Below are 19055 nucleotides of genomic sequence, written 5' to 3'. Positions count from 1 at the left end.
TTTAAAATATCAACTGATTTTAAATCACTCTTTTTTTGAATACTAAAAGAATAATTCTAGATAAAAATTAAATAATACATAAATCAAAATTAATTTTCAAACTAGCAACACAATCTTTTGAAGAAATTTATGTAAATATGATATAATCTAATTTGTGATTTAGAAAAAAGAGATAATTTTTAGAAAGGAAAGATTTAATGAAAAATAGTAAATCAATATTCAGAAATATAGTAAAATATCTACTATTAGTTCTTATTTTAATTGGTGGTTCATTTGGAGCTTACTCATACTTTAATTCGAATACGGGTTCAAGTGAATCTTATACTCAAGTTGAGAAAAAAGAAAATGTAAAACAAGAAGAAAAATATGTTGTAGATAAAGCGGAGAAAGAATATTTAGAAAATAAATTTAAAGAATTGAAATCGATAAATAGCGAAGTTATTGGTTATATGTATGTTCCCGGAGATGGGAAAGATTCCTTAAAAGAACCGATGTTACAAACAACTAATAATTCTAAATACCTAGAGTATGGTTTAGATAATAAGCCAGCTCCATATATTGGGGCAGTTTTTATGGACTATGAGAATCAACCTGGTTTAGATAAAGGTGATGTGAAGTGGGTATTTGGACACGCAAGAGCAGGACTTGAGGAGAAAAAAATAACATTAGACACTAGAGTGTTTAATAATATGAACTGGTTTGCAAAAAAAGATTATTTTGATAGTCATAGAGTTATTGTTATGGAAACTCCTGAAAGAAAGTATTATTATGAAGTAACTGGTGTAAAAGTTGTAAATGAATTTACGAATTTATATCAAATTCCTACTACTTCAGATAAAAAAGGAGAATTTATCAAGCTGTTTAAAGAAGGCGCTAGAAATTGGTTAGAAAATAGTAAAATTTCTGGAGAGGATAATATGACTGTTTTCTGTACTTGTAGAATAGACGATGTTGCATTACGAACATTAGTATTAGCAAGACAAGTACCAGATAATGAATTAAAAGAATTTTTAGAGAAAAATAAAGAGCTACTTAATAGTTAATAAAAAAGGAGAACATCTAAGATATTAGTATCAAAGATGTTCTCCTTTTATTTTTTATTTCTTAATACTGTATAACTAACTAATGTAGAAATTAGCATTAGAGCAGTAGTAATGAAAAATGGTGTTGTATATTTTTCTAAGTGTAGGGCTTCCGGTATTTTTGTCAGCACTACAGGAGTAAGGATAACACCAATATTTCCACCAACTAAAATTACACTTGTTGCAAAGTTGATAAATTTATTATCTAACTTGTTTGAAATATAGAAGAAGTTAAATGACATAGTTCCTACGAAGCTTATTCCAATAAAAATAGCTGCGATGTAGAAGATAATAATATTATTTGTTAAATCAAATAATACACTTCCAACAGTCATGAAACTTAGCATAATAGGTAAAGTTAGATTTTTAAACCTTTTAACTAGAATACCAAAAATAACTCCAGAAAGTATACCACTTAAAGCTAAGATTGTAAGTAGATTTCTAGCTACATCTGGTTGATAATGATATTTTTCTGCTAGTAGTGTAGGGATTTTAATAGTTGCTCCCATGTAAGAAATTCCTACTAGAAATGTTAGAAGAGTTAGAACGATAGTTTCTTTATGAAACTTAATACTTACTTTTTTATTATTTACATTTTCAGCATTAGGTACGAATAATAGGAATATTATAAATATAGGAAGTGCTAAAGCATAAACTAAAAATGTATATTGAATACCGTAGATTAATAAGTATCCTGAAATAAAGGTAGTTAAAGCTTTACCTATATTTAAAAATGCAGTTCTTAATCCGATCATAGTACCACGGTGTTCTTCATCAAAGAAATCACTAATCATACTGATTGAAAGTGAGTTGAATAATCCGATACCAGCACCAAGAAGTAATCTACTGATTAAGACAACTTTGAAGTTAGTTGTAAAGGCTGGTACTATACCAAAGATAAAGATAAGTATAAGCCCAAGAAGAACTGTGTTTTTCTTTCCGATTAATTTAATAACACCATTGCTAAGAAGAACGAAAATTGTAATCATCATAGCTGGTATTGTAGCTAAACTCTCTACAGAAGCCAGACCTATGTTTGGGTTATTAGTATGATAAAAATTATACAGGTTTGGAATTACTGGAGAAATAGCAAGGTGTGACATTAATAATATTGAAATACTAAGTAATGAAAACTTAGCGAATGAATTTAATTTCATTTTTGTATCTCCTTTTCTTAGATATTTAAACCCGACTTTTCATGAAAAAGTTAGGAAAAAACTAAGTTTCTTATGAAAACCATACTATTCAAGTATAAAAAAAATATTAAATAAGGTCAAGTGAAGAGAGGTTATATAAGTAAAGTAAAAAAACTACTAACCAAGACTTGTTAATAACATAATAATAGGATAAAATAAAGATAATAATAATTATGGAAAGGTTTTGAGAAAATGGCAAAAGCAGAAATTAGAAGAATAGTAATGGATATGGTAGATGAAAACTGCTATATAGTTTATAAAGATGGACGCGGGGTTATTGTAGATCCAGGTGAAGGTTTTGATAGAATACAAAAAGCTGTAGAAGAATTAAATGTAAAAATTGAAGCAATTTTATTAACTCATGCTCACTTCGATCACATTATGTCATTAGATGAATGTAGAAAACACTACGGAGTGCCTGTATATATTTCAGGACATGAACGAGATTGGTTACAAAATCCGGATTTTAACGGTTCAACATTGTTCCGTTTAAGAAGACCGCCTATGACAAACCCAGCGGAATTTGAGTTTGAAGAAAATAAAAAATACGAAATTGCTGGTTTAAGTTTTACAGTTCTACCAACACCAGGGCATTCTCCAGGGGGAGTATCATTCGACTTTGGAAAATTTATTGTTGTAGGTGATGCATTATTTAGAAGCGGTTTTGGTCGTTATGATTTATATGGATCAGATTATGATGCCTTGAAAAATTCATTAGGAAATGTATTATTCAAGCTTGATGGTGCCAAAATAGTCTACCCAGGACATGGTGATGAGACTACAATTGAAAGAGAAAGAGATCTAAATCTTATAGGTTTCTAATTTTAAAAGTTATATTATTAATTTTTAAAATAGGGAGGGATTTTATGAGAAAATATATAGGAAGATTATATGTTGATTATTTTTTCTTTAATATTTGGGTGATTAGTTTAACATTTGTCGTATTAGCTTCAGTAATCTTTAAATTTACTGGTTTTGAAGAAGTTTTTGGTATAGATGTGTATATTATCTTATGGATAATATTAGGGTTAGTATTTTTGAATCATGTTATAGTTGTAATGTTAAGAGATAAATATGAGTACAATACATTTTTTGAAATTACAGATGAACATTTTAAACTAGCTTCAACATCAATGTATACATTTTTTAAATTGGAGAAAGTAGCACCACTTAGGAATATACTAGATTACACAATTAAACAAAATGTATTATCTAAAAAGTTCAATATTTATAAGGTTAGTATAAACACTGGTTCGGAAAAATTAGGATTCTATGTTTTTAGAAAGGATGTAGAACAATTAGAAAACCAATTGTTAATAATACTAGAAAATAATCTTAACTATAGGAGGTATAAAGATGAATAATATTAAAAAAAGTCGAGTACATCCTATGGTTATTATGGATACTATAATAACTGGATTTAGATTGTTCGGTATTTTTATGGTGCTGGCATTAAAAGAGCAAAATTGGAAATACTATTTACTAGTTTTGGCGGGATTTCTTCTGCTAATAGTAATAGGTATATTTGATTATTTCTTAAAAAGTTATGAAGTTCGCGATGGAGCCCTAATTTATACAAAAGGAATAATAAATAAAGAAGTAAAAAACATAAACCTAGAAAATATACAATCAATAGATATAAGTTCTAACGTATTGTATCAAGCATTTAATCTACTTTCGGTAGATATTAATCTTGTTGGAGGTAAAATTAGGATAAAACCTCTAAAGAAGGAAGTCGCATTAAATTTAATTGATATACTAAGAGAATTAAAACAAGATGCATCTGAAGATATAGCTTTAGATCAAGAAGAAAAAATGCGGGAGTCTCAAAAAGAAATACTAAGATTATCTGTTAAAGAACTTGCATTTTATGGACTGCTTAGGGTTAGGTTCTTTGCAGCTTTAGGGTTAATATTAGCATTAAATGGTAAGATTCGAGATGTATTCAAATATCTTTTCGACAATGAAGCTTATTTTGATGAACTTCTTCAAAAAAATGCTAAGTCAGTCGCGGGGAACATAACAGCAATATTTATAATAATTGGGATTTTTATGATTTTAGTAGTAATTGCGTCAATTATTCATACGATTGTAAAATATTATAACTTTATCCTGACGACTAAAGAACATAATTTGCTGTGTAAATATGGATTGTTAAATAAAAAGTCACTAGTTATTGATATTGATAGAATTCAAAGTGTAAAATTGATATATCCTTTGCGTTACCGTTTCTTCGGACTTGCGAAATTATCTGTTGAAACCTTGACTAATAACGTATCAGAAGATTTAAGTGAGCAAAAATCTACGATAGATGTCTTACCTTTAGTCAAAAAAGATTTTGCACAGAATTTTGTAAAAAATAATCTAGGAATAGATTTAGAACATTATGATAATTTAGAGAGTGAAAAAATACAACGAAGAGCAAGAATTGCGATGTATCGTTGGAGTTTATTTAATTGTAGTTTTTTACCGATAATATTATTTGCAATATTGTATCTTGTTAATGTTGATTTTAAGTTCGAGTATAAGGTTTTAAGTTTGATTGCCTTTTATATTGTCTTAGTTTTATATAGTATTTTAGTGAAAAACTATATGTTGAAATATAATGAGCTTTCTTACGATAAACATTTCTTTAAAAATACGTTTATGAGACAATTGACAATAATAACAGAATTTATTAAAGTGAAAAAAGTAGGAACAATTAATAGTAGGACGAACTATTTTATGAATAAAAGAGATCTTGCTCATTTATCAATAAATTCTATTGGAGTAAACTCAGATATTAAGTTGAAATATTATGATAAAGGATATAAAGAAAAATTAGAGAGAGATTTTATAATTTCGGAGGTAGATTATGAATAGAATATTTGAAAAAAAATCGAGTAATTTACCACAAAGATCCATACAATATGTGAGAATACATTTTGGGATATATGCTCTAGTTCTCTTATCACCAGTTATTGGTAAAAGTGTATATGATTATTTTAAAACTGAAATAAATTATAGATTTTTAGGTCTAGGTATATTAGTGATATTAACAATATACGCTATAGTTGCTTTAGCTGTTCCTCCTTTAGTAATTAGAAATTATTCCTATGAAGTAGACCAGATGGGTGTGTCGGAAGTTGAAGGAGTGTTTTTCAAGAGTAAAAAAACCTTACCATTTAACACCATTCAAGATGTTACTATAAATACGGGACCTATCTTAAATAAGTATAAATTAGCTAATATACAAGTGACTGGAATATACAGTAAGCTTACTATTAACTATCTTCCAATAGAGAAAGCGGAGAAATTAAAAGAAAAAATTCTTAAAGAGAGAAGTAAGTATAATATTGAATATTAATTTTATACTTTATCAATTGACAAATGACTGAAAGTATATTAAAATCGAATATGCTGATAAAAGAAATATAAATACTTATCAAGAGTGAGTGAGGGATAAGGCCCTATGAACTCCAGCAACCTAATCGATTGATTAAGGTGCTTTCCTTAGCAAAGTTTACTTTGAACGATGAGGTATACATAAAGACCTTGTCTATAAGATAAGGTCTTTTAATTTTAATTTAAAGATATTAAGGACTTAGAAAGATTTGTATTAATATCAGACAAAAATATTTTAGGAGAGAAAAATGAGCAAAACATATTTATTTACATCAGAATCAGTTACAGAGGGACACCCAGATAAAATTGCTGACCAAGTGTCAGATGCGATTTTAGATGCGATTTTAGAACAAGATCCATACGGACGTGTAGCTTGTGAAACATGTGTGAACACAGGATTAGCAGTACTTGTAGGAGAAGTTTCAACAACAGCAAATGTAGACTTCCAACAAATCGTACGTAATACAATTAATGAAATTGGATATAATGATCCTAACAAAGGATATTCAGGAGATCACATTTCAGTTCTTGTAGGTTTAGATAAACAATCTCCAGACATCGCTTTAGGAGTGGATAACTCATTAGAAACAAAACAACAAAAAGAAGAGAATGAAGTAGGTGCTGGGGACCAAGGTCTTATGTTTGGATTTGCAACTAACGAAACACCAACATTTATGCCACTACCAATTTACCTAAGCCAAAAACTTTCAAAACAATTAGCAGAAGTTAGAAAAAATGGAACTCTAACATACTTAGGACCAGATGGAAAGGTTCAGGTTACAATAGAATATGATGTGAATCATAAAGTAAATAGAATCGACACAATCGTAGTATCGACTCAACACGACGCAGATGTAACTCAAGAACAAATCCATGCGGATATTAAAAAATACGTAATAGAGCCATGTTTAGATAAAGAATTATTAGATGAAAATACTAAATACTTTATCAATCCTACAGGAAGATTCGTAATCGGAGGACCAGTTGGAGATGCTGGGCTTACAGGACGTAAAATTATCGTAGATACATACGGTGGGTTCTCACGTCACGGTGGTGGAGCATTTAGTGGTAAAGATGCGACTAAGGTAGATAGATCAGGAGCATATATGGCTAGATATATCGCTAAAAACATTGTAGCTAGTGGTATCTGTGATAAAGTAGAAGTACAATTAGCTTACGCAATTGGAGTAGCGCATCCAGTATCTATTTTTGTTGAAACATTTGGTACTTCAAAAGTTGATGAAGGTGAAATTGTTAAAACAATCAAAGAAGAATTCCGTTTAACGCCAAACGGAATCATCGAAACTTTAGACTTAAGAAAACCAATCTTCAAGAAAACAGCAGCTTATGGTCACTTCGGGCGTGAAGATGTAGAATTCACTTGGGAAAGAACAGACAAAGTTGATGCATTTAAAAAATTATTAAAATAATATAAAGCGTAGAATGGAAGTTCCTATTCTACGCTTTATATTATTTTGTGAAATAAGTATATAGATATATCTGTCGTATTCAAAAAAATCTAGCTCAATTATCATTTTAATTGAAAAAATTTCTTATATGTAGTTTAATATAAATAAGGACAAAAAGTGAAAAAAATATGTACAAATTGTGGAGGTAATTATGAACCTATACGAAAAAATAGGAGAAGAAAAAATTGATGAGTTAGTTATACACATGTATGACGATATTATTCCTAATGATGATAGAATAAATATTTTGTTTAATGATGGATTTGAGAAAATAAAAGTGGAACAAAAAAAATTCTTTAGATTATTTTTAGGTGAACCAGGTCATTCAGTGTTTGCAACACCGGATCTTAGAAAAAAACATATGAAACTACCAATTTCAATAAAAGAAGCAAAATATTGGTTGGAAGATTTTGAATTAGCTTTGGATAGATTAGACATAGATCCAGCTATAAAGAAATTTGTAAGTCAAAAGATTAACTCATTAACGATGCAGATGATTAATACAATTTAATAAACTAAAGAACCTTCTTTATTGATAATTTAATTCAATAAAGAAGGTTTTTTGTTATGCGACAACTTCGTCTTCATCTGATCTAGAGAATATTTCTCTAAGTGTTTCAGGAGAAGAGGTAGAAACAAATTTTATTGATGATTTTATATTGAATAGGAATGCTTCATCTTTATGAATTCTATTAGCAGTTAGTGCTCCTTGAATACTAGTGAATAACCATTCGCTAACAGGGTTACAAACATCTTCCGGTAGATTTCTATCAAATAAACCGTCAGCAAGTAGTAAACGCCAATTTTCAAGAATATCACTACATTTTTCAGCGATTATTGGAGAAAGTTCTGCAGTCTCCATCGCTAATAATGTAAGTGAAAAACCACTACGTTTACAAGCTTTACCTTTTGATATAAAAAGATCAAAAACAGCTGTTAAATACTCCTCTAAAGTCCCTAATTTTGGAGAAATTGTTTTAAATTCTTTTTTTACATTACTGTTGATTTTATCTAATGCTTCTAGATAAATTTCATCTTTTCCTTTTGGAAAATAGTAGTATACGCTTCCCTTAGGGGCTTTAGCTTTTTTAATTATATCCTGAACACTTGTCAGAGAATAGCCCTTAGTTCAAACGTTTTGGACAGTTGTTAAAATAATGTTTTCTTTAACTTTATTGTTTAACGTCATGTCATTCACTCCCTTGTTTTATTATTATAATTTTATTATACAATTTTATGTTGTTAAAATCAATAATATATAATAAAAATTTTCTACTTAACCTGAATATATAGATACTGAATTAAAAGCAGTGTTAACGTGTAACATTCGAAATAGTTTATGATTTTAAATTTATGAAAATATAAGAATATGATGTAATAATAATTATTATTTAAAAAAATAAATTTTAAGAGATAATTTTGATATATTTTTAGCTTTTTTCTTTGCAATATTTGTATTTAAACAACTTTTATAGTAAAATATAGAATGATATTCAATAAGGAGACGGGTATGTTAAAAAAGAAAATGTTTCAACTTTGTGTTGAATTAACTAATGGAAATATGAGTTCTAAAGCTCTGAAAAAATTAACAAAATCTAATCTAAGTCGATTAATGATTCAACCTTTTGCTAAGGTATATGATATTAATACTGATGAAATTTTAGATGAAATTGATGATTTTAAAAATTTAAATGAATTTTTTATTAGAAAGTTACGCCCAGATGCTCGACCAATCAATCAAGATGAAAATTCACTTGTAAGTCCAACGGATGGTGTTATTTCTGAAGTAGGTGTTATTTCTGAAGACAGCACATTTGTTGTGAAGAATCAAGTCTATAACGTTCAAACATTGGTTGGAGATAGTGAGTTAGCTGATAAATATAAAGATGGTACATACATGATAATATATCTTAGTCCGAAGAATTATCACCGTATTCATTTCCCGATGAATTGCCAAGTAAAGGATGCTTATAGTCTTGGTAAATATTCATATCCAGTTAATAATCTTGGACTAGAATTAGGAGATAATATACTAAGTTATAACTACAGACAAGTGTATAAGTTAAGTGGGAAAATCAATTACACACTAATACCTGTAGGAGCTCAAAATGTTAACTCAATTATTCCTACATATGAGAGTATTTATGTGAAAAAAGGTGAAGAGTTAGGTTACTTTGAGTTTGGTTCAACGGTAGTATTACTGTTTGAAAAAGATAACATAATCTTAGAGGAAAACTTAGAGAATAAAGAAATCAAGATGGGAGAGAAAATAGCAACTATTTTATAGGCTATTGTGTAGAAAAAATGGTACTAAAAAGATATTTTTCACCTGATGATTTTGTAGAAAAGTATGAGTTTATTGATGTTGAGTATATGAATATGCACAGCAAAAAAGTTATTATTTCAGATTTAGATAATACCTTAATATCATGGGATAGTAAGAAAGATACTAAAGAATTGAATAAATGGCTAAAGAAGATGAAAAAAGCTGGTTTCGATATTATTGTTGTATCTAATAATACTGAAGAACGAGTTGAAGAGTTTTGTAAAAAATTAAATCTTCAATATGTTGCAGGTGCAAAGAAACCTTTAACTATAGGTTTTAAAAGAGCACTTAAAAAATTAAATAGAAAACCAGAAGAAGCGATTATTTTAGGGGATCAAGTTTTAACTGACGTATTAGGAGCAAAAAGTTTTGGAGCTATGAGTGTACTAGTTAAGCCAATTTCAAAGACAGATGCTTTTAAAACTAGAATTAATAGATTTTTTGAAGCATTGATTATCCATAATTTAACTAGAAGAAAAGCATTCCCTAAAATGAAAAAAGTGGGCTATAGATTAAAACATAAGAAAGAAAAAAATGGAGGCCATATTGAGTAATAAAGTTTATTGTATAGGTTGTGGTGTTGAAATTCAAAGTGAAGATCAAAATAAACAAGGATATTTACCAAAAAGTGTTGTAGAAAAAAGCGTTGATGGTAATCTTGTTTGTAAAAGATGTTTCAGATTGAAAAATTATAATGAAGTATCTGATGTTCAACTAGGAGCTGAGGATTTCTATCAACTTATCAAAACATTATCGAAAAAAGATGCATTAATAGTAAAAGTTGTAGATATCTTTGATTTTTCTGGAAGCTGGATTGAAGATGTGGTTGATATTGTAGGAAATAATAAAGATATTGTCCTAGTAGCTAATAAACTAGACTTATTGCCGAAATCAGTTAAACAAAACAAGGTGAAACAATGGTTGTTTAAGATGCTTAAGGCGAAAGGGATTAAAGTAAAAGATATTCTTCTAATTAGTGCAATAAAAAATCAAGGTGTTGAAGAAGCTGCTAGTCGTATAGATGAGCTTCGTAATGGTAAGGACGTATATATCGTAGGTGCGACAAATGTTGGTAAATCTACATTTATTAACAAACTTATTGAACTTACAACTGGGGATAAAAATGTTATTACAACATCTCACTTCCCTGGAACAACACTTGGAATGATTGAGATACCTTTAGATAGAGCTACTAGTATTTATGATACACCTGGTATCATATTAGATTACGATATTGCTCATTATCTAGATGCTCAAAGTTTAAAATTAGTAATGCCTAAAAAGGAGATTAAAGCTCGTGTATTTCAATTGAATGCTGAGCAAAGTCTATTCTTCGGTGGTATGGCTAGAATGGACTTTGTAGAAGGTGAGCGTCAAAGTTTCACTTTATATGCGTCTAATTTAGTAGAAATTCATCGTACAAAACTTAGTAATGCAGATGCATTATTTGAAAAACATTTAGGAACGTTATTGAAACCACCATTTGAAGATAATATTTCAATATTCAATAATCAAGTTAAGAAAAGTTTCACTATTGATAGTAGAAAGATGGACATTGTAATTTCTGGATTAGGTTGGATTACGGTTAATAGTGATAGTGGTTGTAAGATAGATATACATGTACCAGAAGAAATCGAAGTATTCGTACGTGAATCTATAATATAATATTAAGAAAAGAGGATAAGATGTTAAAAGGAAAACAAAAAAGACAATTAAGAGCATTAGCACATCACTTATCACCGATTTTCCAAGTTGGAAAATCAGGTGTGAATAGTGATATGATCCAAGGAATTAGAGATGCGTTAGAAAAACGTGAATTATTAAAAGTTAGTATTTTACAAAACTGTGAAGAAGATAAAGATGAAGTAGCAAAAATTTTATCTGAACGTACTTCATCTGAATTAGTTCAAGTGATTGGACACACAATTGTATTATACAAACAAAGCTCTAAGGAAAAGTATAGAAAAATAGAGTTGGTGAAGTAAAATGTCAATTGCACTTTATGGAGGTAGTTTTGATCCAATACATATTGGGCATTTAATTACGGCCGAAAATGCATTAGAAACTTATAATTTAGAAAAAATTATCTTTATACCATCGTATATTACACCTTTAAAAGGCCGAGAATTAGAGGCTAGTGATAAGAATAGATTTGAGATGACGAAACTAAGTACAAAAGATAATTTCAAGTTTGAAGTTAGTGATTATGAAATCTCAAATGAAGGTGTAAGTTATAGTTATAATACTGTTAAGTATTTTAGTGAATTATATAAAAATGAAAAAATCTATTTTATTATTGGAACAGATAGAGCGAAAGATTTAAAAAGATGGTATAATATAAAAGAACTATCTAAACTTGTAACATTTATTTTCGTAGCACGAGACGAAGAGGATTTGTATGAGGTAGTAAATGGAGATGTATTTTATAAATCTATAAGTTATGAGATAATGAAGTCTCCAATAATAGAGATAAGTTCTAGTTTGATTAGAGATAATTTAAAAAATAAGAAAAGTATTAAATATATGATCACTGATGAATGTAGGTCATATATAGAGGAGTTGAGTTTATATGGAATATCAAGAAATTCAAAATAGAGTAAAAGAAATATTACCAGAAAAAAGATACGAACACACTTTAAGAGTTGTGGAAGTGGCGAAACATTTAGCAGAGATTCATGGAGCAAGTGTAGAAAGAGCAGCATTAGCAGCTTTAGTTCATGATGTTTGTAAACCTATGGATGAAGTATTAATGAAAAAATATGTAATTTTACATAATTTAGATGTTAATTTATTAGATTATCCTGTAGAGGTTCTTCATGGACCAGTAGCAAGTGCATATATCGAAGAAGAATTTGGTGTTGCAGATGAGGAGGTTAAGCTTGCTGTTGCAAACCATACTTTCGGTAGAAAGCACATGACGTTATTAGAAAAAATAATCTTTATCTCTGATTATACAGATCCACAAAGAAAACACCCGCATTTAGCTGAGGTGACTGAAGTATCTCAATATGATCTTGATGAAGCGGTTAGACTTGCGGCAAAATACACATTGGTTTACTTAATTGACAATGATGAAAGAATTTATCCTTCATTATTAGAATGTTATAACTACTATAATATTAAAAATTATCGTGTTGGATTTAAAGAAAAAAATAAAGACAAAATCTTAACAGATGAAAAAACAATCACTATCAGAAATAAAAGTGAAGCTCATTTCAAGAAAGGTGATTTATTAGAAGCTACAACTTATGAAGATCCAGATACAGTTTTTGCTACATTAGAAGTTGATTTAGTTAAACCTGTGACAAGAGAAACATTAACAGAGCGTTACGCTAAATATTATGGAGTTACTCTAGATGAGTTAATCGAAAAACTTGCGAAAAGATATCCAGAAGATGACGTATTGTATGTAGTAATGTTCCATATTATAAAGAAATAAAGAAAGAGGATGAAAATGGAAGTAGAAAACTTATTAAAAATTGTTGTAGATGCATGTGACGATAAGCACGGATATGATATTGTTGCTTATGATTTAACACAAGCAGGAGTATTATATGATTATTCTGTAATCTGTCATGCACCTACAAATAGACAAGTAGAAGCAATTGCACAAGAAGTTAGAGAACAAGTATTAGAAAATGGTGGAGAAATTCATAGCACAGAAGGTCTAAGAGAAGCTAAATGGGTTCTTATGGACTTAGGAGATGTTGTAGTTAATATTATGACACGAGATGACAGAGAATACTATGAATTAGATTCATTATTTGAAAAATACCCTATCAAAGGTGTCTAATATGTATGAGAATTTAAGTATTGTTTATGATAAACTAATGGATGTCGACTACGATGCTTATAAAAATATTATTAATCAAGAATTAGAAGATAGAAAAAATCTTCTAGTTCTTGATTTAGGTTGTGGTAGTGGAACAATGCTACCAACGCTGAAAAAATATGGAGAAATATTCGCAGTAGATAATAGTGAACAAATGTTAGCGATAGCGAGTGAAAAAGTTTCTGGATGTAATTATTTTGCGATGGATTTATTAGAAATTTCATCGTTAAATATAGAATTTGATTTTATTTTAAGTGCATTTGATGTATTTAATTATTTATCAGATTTTGAGGAATTTAAATTAGGATTAAAAGAAGTATATTCATCTCTAAAAGAAGGTGGAAAATTTATTTTTGATATTCATACACCTAAAAAAATTACTGATATGTTGGAAAAACAAGTTTTTGGTTATGAAGATGAAGATATAAGTTATCTATGGTTTACATATGAAACAGAAAATTCGTTAGAGGTGGAAAGTGAGCTGTCATTCTTTATTAAAGAAAAGAATGGTTTATATAGAAAGCTTGAACAGTTTCATTCACAAAGAACTTATGAAATAAATGATGTCCTTGGAGAAATTCAAAATACTGGATTTAAAGTGAAAGATTATTTCTGTGATTTTGATAAGAATAATAAAAATTATTCTGAATCAGATCGAATAATCTTTATTTTGAAGAAATAAAATGGCAGTAGATTTCAAAAAAACACTTAAGCATTTATATGCACCTAAAAATAAACCTTGTATAGTAAATGTGGATAAGGCTAATTATATAGCAGTTAGAGGGAGTGGGGATCCCAATGATGGGGATAGTGAGTATAAGCAATCAATAAGTCTATTGTATCCTGTAGCGTATACTATAAAGATGAGTAAAAAAGGAGAATATGAAATCCCTAATTACTTTGATTTTGTGGTACCACCATTAGAAGGGTTTTGGTGGCAGGAAGGAATAGATGGTGTTGATTATAGTAATAAACGAAATTTTAAGTTTATTTCGTTAATACGTATGCCAGATTTTGTTACAAAAGAAGTATTTGAGTGGGCTATTAAGCAAGTAACGGAAAAGAAAAAAGAAGATTTCTCAAAGGTTAAATTTTTTAGCTATGATGAAGGAACTTGTGTTCAATGTATGCATATAGGACCATATGATTCAGAGCCAGAGACTGTTACTAAGATGCATGAATATATGATTTCTGAAGGTTATGAGTTAGATATAAATGAGACCAGATATCATCATGAAATTTATATTTCAGATGTGAGGAAAACAGTGCCGGAGAAACTTAAAACAGTAATAAGACATCCAATTAAGAAAAAATCTTAAACTTGATTTTAGCAATGCTAAGATCAAGTTTTTTATGAATTGACATTATATGTTTAACATAGTATTATAGTTACAGATGTAACTGAGAAAAAAGGATGAATAGAAATGGATATTAATATTTCAGAAGCTGAATGGGAAGTAATGCGAGTAGTTTGGAACAATAAAGAAACTACAAGTAAATTTGTAATAGATACTCTAGGTGAAAAAAAGTCTTGGACTCCTTCAACTATTAAAACTTTACTCTCAAGGTTAGTAGAAAAAGGATTTTTAGAAACAAGAAAACAAGGCAACAAATTTCTATATTCAGCAAAATGTGTAGAGGATGAGTGTTTAGAGATATTAACACAGAACTTTTTAGAAAGAATTTGTGAAAGAAGAACACATATTATCGTTAAGAATATAATCGAAACAGATAATTTAAGTAAAAGTAATATTGATGAAATTATAGAATTACTACAAGAAAAAAGAAAAACTGCAGCTGAAGTTATTACCTGTAAATGTCTAAAAGGACAATGTAGTTGTGCTGCAAAACATGGTTAAAAGAGGGATGTAAAATGGAAACTGGTAAACAAAAAATACTAATCACAGGAGCTTCAAGTGGCTTAGGTCGTGAATTAGCTCATCAATTCGCACAAAAAGGAAATGTGGAGTTGATATTAGTTGCCCGTAGAAAAGAAGCATTAGAAAAAGTCGCTAAAAAATGTAGTTCGTTTGAAAATGTTAAAACTAGAGTTTATAGTGTTGATATAGGTTCACAAGATCAAGTAGAAAAATTACTTTCGTCTATAAATGATATTGATATTCTCATCAATGGTGCTGGGTATGGTATTATGAAAGACTTTAGTGAATTTAGTGATGCTGAAGTAGTTAATATGTTTGATACAAATGTAATCGGAACTATTCAATTAACTACAGAAATAGCTAAGAGAATGAGAGAAAAAAAATCAGGAACAATAGTTACTATTGCTTCATTAGCTGGTAAGATTGCTACGCCAAAAAGTTCTGTATATTCAGCGACTAAATTTGCTTTAATTGGATACTTCAATTCTTTACGTTTAGAACTGAAGAAAGATAATGTTCATGTTATGACTGTGAATCCAGGGCCTGTAGCAACTAATTTTTTTAATATAGCTGACGAAGATAAGAGTTATCAGAAGGCGATGGGTGGTAAAACATTAACACCTAAACTTGTTGTTACAAAAATAATAAAAGGAATAGAAACAAAAAAACGTGAGGTAAACTTACCGTTTAAATTAGTTGTAGGTGTTAAAATTAGTCAGTTATTCCCAAGGTTAAGTGATCGAATTTTAGCGAATATGTTTAAATAACAAAGAATAAATGAAAATCAAGGTTAGAAGAATCTAATCTTGATTTTTAATTTTACTCTAATGTTTCAATTTTGGAAAAATACGTTTTTTAATCGTTATCATCGTTTCTTTCTGAATTTTATATTGAAAAACTCGTATATTTATGATATTATGTAAATTATAAATTACAAATATGAAAGTGAGAAAAAAAGTTATTATGAAGAAAAAAAATTACACTTTAGCATCAGCTACAATAGTAGGATTAGCAATTGCAACTTCAGGAGGAGCTGCTTTAGCAAATTCAGATGATACAACTCCATCGTCAGCAACAACTACACAGCCAACAGCACCAGAATCAACTAATTCAACAACTTCAGCGCCAAAAGCAGCAGCTGAAAAAGATTTAGTATTAGTTCATACTAATGATGTTCATGGGCGTATCGTAGAAGAAAAAGGTCGTGATAAAATTACATCAGTTGTTGGGGATGCAAAATTAGCTACAGTAATTGAAAATGAACGTGCTAAAAAAGATCAAACAACAGTAGTAGTAGATGCAGGAGATGCATTCCAAGGGTTACCTATTTCTAACTCAACTAAAGGGGAAGCTCGTGCAGAAATTCTAAACAAAATGAATTACGACGCTATGGCTGTAGGTAACCACGAATTTGACTTTGGTTTAGATGAAGCTAAAAAGTATAAACAAATTTTAAAATTCCCATTACTTAGCTCAAACACTTATGTAAATGGAGCACGTTTATTCGAAGCTTCAACAATTGTTGATAAAGATAAAACAGTTAAAGGTGACGAGGTTGTTGTTATTGGGGTAACAACACCAGAAACTGCTACAAAAACACACCCTAAAAATGTACAAGGGGTAACATTTAAAGACCCTATTCCAGAGGTGCTAAATGTAGTTAAAGAAATTCAAGCTAAAGCAAAAGCTACTGGTGATGATTATAAAACGTATGTTGTTTTAGCCCACCTTGGAGTAGATACAACAACTCCAAGCGAATGGAGAGGTTCTACTCTTGCTGATGAACTTTCTAAGAGTCCGTTATTAAAAGGAAAACGTGTAGTGGTAATTGATGGACACTCTCATACTGTAGAATCAAAAACATATGGAGATAATGTTACTTATAACCAAACAGGAAGCTACTTAAACAACATTGGTAAAGTTACATTGAAACCAAATAGTTTACTAGGAACACCAAGTCTAATTAAAGCTTCAGAAACTACTAATGTGACTCCAAATGCTGAAGTTAAAGAGTTAGTTGATAAAATTAAAGCGAAATACGATGCAGAAAATGCTGTTGTAGTAGTGAAAAATAGTCCAGTTGAATTAAGTGGTACTCGTGAAAATGTTCGTGTCCGTGAAACTAACTTAGGAAACGTAGTAGCTGATTCACTTTATGAGTATGGTCAAACAGGATTTAAAAATAAAGCAGATATCGCAGTAACAAACGGTGGTGGTTTACGTGAAACTATCGCTAAAGATAAACCTATTACAAAAGGTAGCGTAATTGCAGTTCTTCCATTTGGTAATACAATTTCTCAAATTAGTGTTACTGGTAAAGACGTATTAGCTATGTTTGAAAAATCTTTAGGATCTATTTTACAAGTTGACAAAGATGGTAAAACTGTTTTAGATGAAAATGGACAACCGTTATTAGAACCAAGTGGAGGTTTCTTACATGTATCAGGAGCTAAAGTATACTACGATACAAACTTACCTTCAGGTAAACGCATATTACGTGTAGAAGTTAAAAATCATGATACAGGTGCCTACGATAAATTAGATCTAGCTAAAACATACTACCTAACTACAAATGATTTCTTAGCAGCAGGTGGAGATGGATATACTATGCTAGGTGGAGCACGTGAAGAAGGACCATCTATGGACGAGGCGTTCAAAAATTATTTAGAAAAAGCAGATTTAACTAAATATGCTGTAGTAAATCCAAATTCACGTACAATTTCTGTAGATTCAAAAACTTACAAATTTGAAGAGAAAAAATCAGAACAACCTAAAGAAGATAATTCATATACTGGAAATGTAGGTTCAGGAGCTGATCAAGGAGAACAAGCAACTAAAGAAGAAGGAGTAACTTCAGGGAAAGTAGAACAAAACGGTAGTAATGAACAACGTAAAGTTGAGAATGTTGAAAACAAAGGTGAAGAAGCTAAATCAGAATCTAAAGAAACTGGTGTTAAATTACCAACTAATGCAACTAGCAAACAAGTTGTAGAAAATAGTAAAGAAAATAAACTACCTAACACTGGTATGAATACAACTAGCACAACTGCGCTAGGATTAAGCTTAATTGCTTTAGTTGGAGCTGCTGTTAGACGTAAACTTTCTGAATAATTAAGTTAATTAGATTATAAAAAAATTTAAAGAGTATGGACATTTTCTGTACTCTTTAATTTTTGATGTTCTATAGTATATGTCTATAATAATTATTAAAAGTGTATGGTAAAAAAATATTGACAAGGATTTCTTAACTTGATATACTTAAAACACAATAAAAAATTACACTTTGAAAAGAAGAGTAGTAGTTGATGTTTGCTTAGAGAGTCTCGGTAGGTGAAAGGAGATCAAAGATGATACTATGAAGATGGTCTTTTCGTGTTAGTAGTTGAATAATTAAACTATTACGGGATAGCCCGATATAGCTAATGGTATAAAAATAAGATTTAAATTTTGTTTTAGTACTTTATGAGTTAGTATTTGTGAGAATACTATAAATCAAGGTGGTAACACGTCAATAGATACGTCCTTGTAGAAGCGAATAACTTCTACAAGGACTTTTTTCTTTGTGTAATATTTGTATTGTAGGATTTTATTATTTTAGTAAATTTTGATGTTGTTAGTATTAATTAGAGAAAAAATATAAAGGAAAAATTATAATAAAAAGTGGTTAGTGAATTATTCAAAAACAATAAACATTAAAAGATTTATTTCTTCCTAAATATTATACAAGTTTTTAAAAATGAAGTTCACTTAAAAAATAACGAAAAATAATGAAATAATAATATTTTTATTAGTTTTTTCATAGTGATAATAGATATTATTAGATGGAAAAATTTTCTTAAATATGATAGAATAAAGTATTGAGAAATCAACGAGTAAATTTCTAATG

General features: G+C 29.4%; 21 protein-coding genes and 1 riboswitch. Of the genes, 19 read left to right on the top strand and 2 right to left on the bottom strand.

The features are described from left to right. Positions 1-197: 197 nt before the first annotated feature. Positions 198-1043: a class B sortase, LPKTxAVK-specific gene (srtB, locus tag O5Y44_RS04590; protein ID WP_271965884.1), complete on the top strand. Its 846-nt coding sequence runs from the start codon at positions 198-200 to the stop codon at positions 1041-1043. Between the two features lie 47 nt (positions 1044-1090). On the opposite strand, the gene O5Y44_RS04585 is transcribed toward srtB, so the two are convergent. Next, positions 1091-2239 (bottom strand): MFS transporter, encoded by a 1149-nt coding sequence (locus O5Y44_RS04585; protein WP_371465619.1) that lies wholly within the window; start codon positions 2237-2239, stop codon positions 1091-1093. A gap of 231 nt (positions 2240-2470) precedes the next feature. Here O5Y44_RS04585 and O5Y44_RS04580 point away from each other — a divergent pair, with 231 nt between their 5' ends. From O5Y44_RS04580 to O5Y44_RS04555, 6 genes are all read left to right on the top strand, one after another. Further along, complete coding sequence (locus O5Y44_RS04580) at positions 2471-3100, top strand: MBL fold metallo-hydrolase (protein ID WP_271965882.1); 630 nt, start codon at positions 2471-2473, stop codon at positions 3098-3100. A gap of 44 nt (positions 3101-3144) precedes the next feature. Then, positions 3145-3642 (top strand): YdbT family protein, encoded by a 498-nt coding sequence (locus tag O5Y44_RS04575; protein WP_271965881.1) that lies wholly within the window; start codon positions 3145-3147, stop codon positions 3640-3642. Then, positions 3635-5140, top strand: a complete 1506-nt coding sequence (locus O5Y44_RS04570; RefSeq protein WP_371465617.1) for a PH domain-containing protein — start codon at positions 3635-3637, stop codon at positions 5138-5140. Before O5Y44_RS04575 ends, O5Y44_RS04570 begins: the two co-directional genes overlap by 8 nt. Next, on the top strand, positions 5133-5624 hold the full coding sequence (locus O5Y44_RS04565) for a PH domain-containing protein (protein ID WP_271965878.1): 492 nt from the start codon (positions 5133-5135) through the stop codon (positions 5622-5624). Before O5Y44_RS04570 ends, O5Y44_RS04565 begins: the two co-directional genes overlap by 8 nt. 72 nt (positions 5625-5696) lie before the next feature. Continuing rightward, a riboswitch (SAM riboswitch) is annotated at positions 5697-5799 on the top strand. Between the two features lie 111 nt (positions 5800-5910). Continuing rightward, complete coding sequence (metK, locus tag O5Y44_RS04560) at positions 5911-7092, top strand: methionine adenosyltransferase (RefSeq protein ID WP_271965876.1); 1182 nt, start codon at positions 5911-5913, stop codon at positions 7090-7092. Positions 7093-7282: 190 nt separating this feature from the next. Then, positions 7283-7642, top strand: a complete 360-nt coding sequence (locus tag O5Y44_RS04555; protein WP_003147127.1) for a truncated hemoglobin — start codon at positions 7283-7285, stop codon at positions 7640-7642. A gap of 54 nt (positions 7643-7696) precedes the next feature. Here the strand turns inward: O5Y44_RS04555 and O5Y44_RS04550 are convergent, their stop codons facing one another. Beyond that, complete coding sequence (locus O5Y44_RS04550; protein WP_371465629.1) at positions 7697-8245, bottom strand: TetR/AcrR family transcriptional regulator; 549 nt, start codon at positions 8243-8245, stop codon at positions 7697-7699. Positions 8246-8641: 396 nt separating this feature from the next. Between O5Y44_RS04550 and O5Y44_RS04545 the strand changes: the two genes are divergently transcribed. The 12 genes from O5Y44_RS04545 to nt5e all read left to right on the top strand — a co-directional run bounded on the left by O5Y44_RS04545 (position 8642) and on the right by nt5e (position 18280). Then, positions 8642-9418 (top strand): phosphatidylserine decarboxylase, encoded by a 777-nt coding sequence (locus O5Y44_RS04545; RefSeq protein WP_271965874.1) that lies wholly within the window; start codon positions 8642-8644, stop codon positions 9416-9418. 17 nt (positions 9419-9435) lie between these two features. Next, positions 9436-10011, top strand: coding sequence for a YqeG family HAD IIIA-type phosphatase (locus tag O5Y44_RS04540; protein WP_271965873.1), 576 nt, complete (start codon positions 9436-9438; stop codon positions 10009-10011). After that, a complete protein-coding gene (gene yqeH, locus O5Y44_RS04535) occupies positions 10004-11122 on the top strand; it encodes a ribosome biogenesis GTPase YqeH (RefSeq protein ID WP_271965872.1) in 1119 nt (372 codons plus the stop codon). Before O5Y44_RS04540 ends, yqeH begins: the two co-directional genes overlap by 8 nt. 20 nt (positions 11123-11142) lie before the next feature. Beyond that, positions 11143-11442 carry a ribosome assembly RNA-binding protein YhbY gene (gene yhbY / locus O5Y44_RS04530; RefSeq protein WP_003147122.1) on the top strand — a complete coding sequence of 100 codons (300 nt, stop codon included), beginning with the start codon at positions 11143-11145 and terminating at the stop codon, positions 11440-11442. Between the two features lies 1 nt (position 11443). Then, entirely contained in the window at positions 11444-12052 is a 609-nt protein-coding gene (gene nadD / locus O5Y44_RS04525) for a nicotinate (nicotinamide) nucleotide adenylyltransferase (RefSeq protein ID WP_271988130.1), read from the top strand. After that, on the top strand, positions 12027-12896 hold the full coding sequence (gene yqeK, locus O5Y44_RS04520; RefSeq protein ID WP_271965870.1) for a bis(5'-nucleosyl)-tetraphosphatase (symmetrical) YqeK: 870 nt from the start codon (positions 12027-12029) through the stop codon (positions 12894-12896). The genes nadD and yqeK overlap by 26 nt, the downstream gene beginning before the upstream one ends. Before the next feature lie 15 nt (positions 12897-12911). After that, positions 12912-13250 carry a ribosome silencing factor gene (gene rsfS / locus O5Y44_RS04515; RefSeq protein WP_204643909.1) on the top strand — a complete coding sequence of 113 codons (339 nt, stop codon included), beginning with the start codon at positions 12912-12914 and terminating at the stop codon, positions 13248-13250. Between the two features lies 1 nt (position 13251). Continuing rightward, on the top strand, positions 13252-13971 hold the full coding sequence (locus tag O5Y44_RS04510) for a class I SAM-dependent DNA methyltransferase (RefSeq protein WP_271965868.1): 720 nt from the start codon (positions 13252-13254) through the stop codon (positions 13969-13971). A 1-nt stretch (position 13972) separates the two neighbouring features. After that, positions 13973-14608 carry a GyrI-like domain-containing protein gene (locus O5Y44_RS04505; protein WP_271988128.1) on the top strand — a complete coding sequence of 212 codons (636 nt, stop codon included), beginning with the start codon at positions 13973-13975 and terminating at the stop codon, positions 14606-14608. Between the two features lie 105 nt (positions 14609-14713). Beyond that, positions 14714-15148, top strand: a complete 435-nt coding sequence (locus tag O5Y44_RS04500) for a CopY/TcrY family copper transport repressor (protein ID WP_271965866.1) — start codon at positions 14714-14716, stop codon at positions 15146-15148. Positions 15149-15162: 14 nt separating this feature from the next. Then, entirely contained in the window at positions 15163-15936 is a 774-nt protein-coding gene (locus O5Y44_RS04495) for an SDR family NAD(P)-dependent oxidoreductase (RefSeq protein WP_271988126.1), read from the top strand. Between the two features lie 196 nt (positions 15937-16132). After that, positions 16133-18280, top strand: coding sequence for a cell surface ecto-5'-nucleotidase Nt5e (gene nt5e, locus O5Y44_RS04490; protein WP_371465613.1), 2148 nt, complete (start codon positions 16133-16135; stop codon positions 18278-18280). Positions 18281-19055: the final 775 nt, after the last annotated feature.

This window comes from Gemella sp. 27098_8_155, from assembly GCF_041433725.1.
Classification (GTDB): domain Bacteria; phylum Bacillota; class Bacilli; order Staphylococcales; family Gemellaceae; genus Gemella; species Gemella haemolysans_D.
This window is presented reverse-complemented; position numbering and strand designations above follow the sequence as displayed.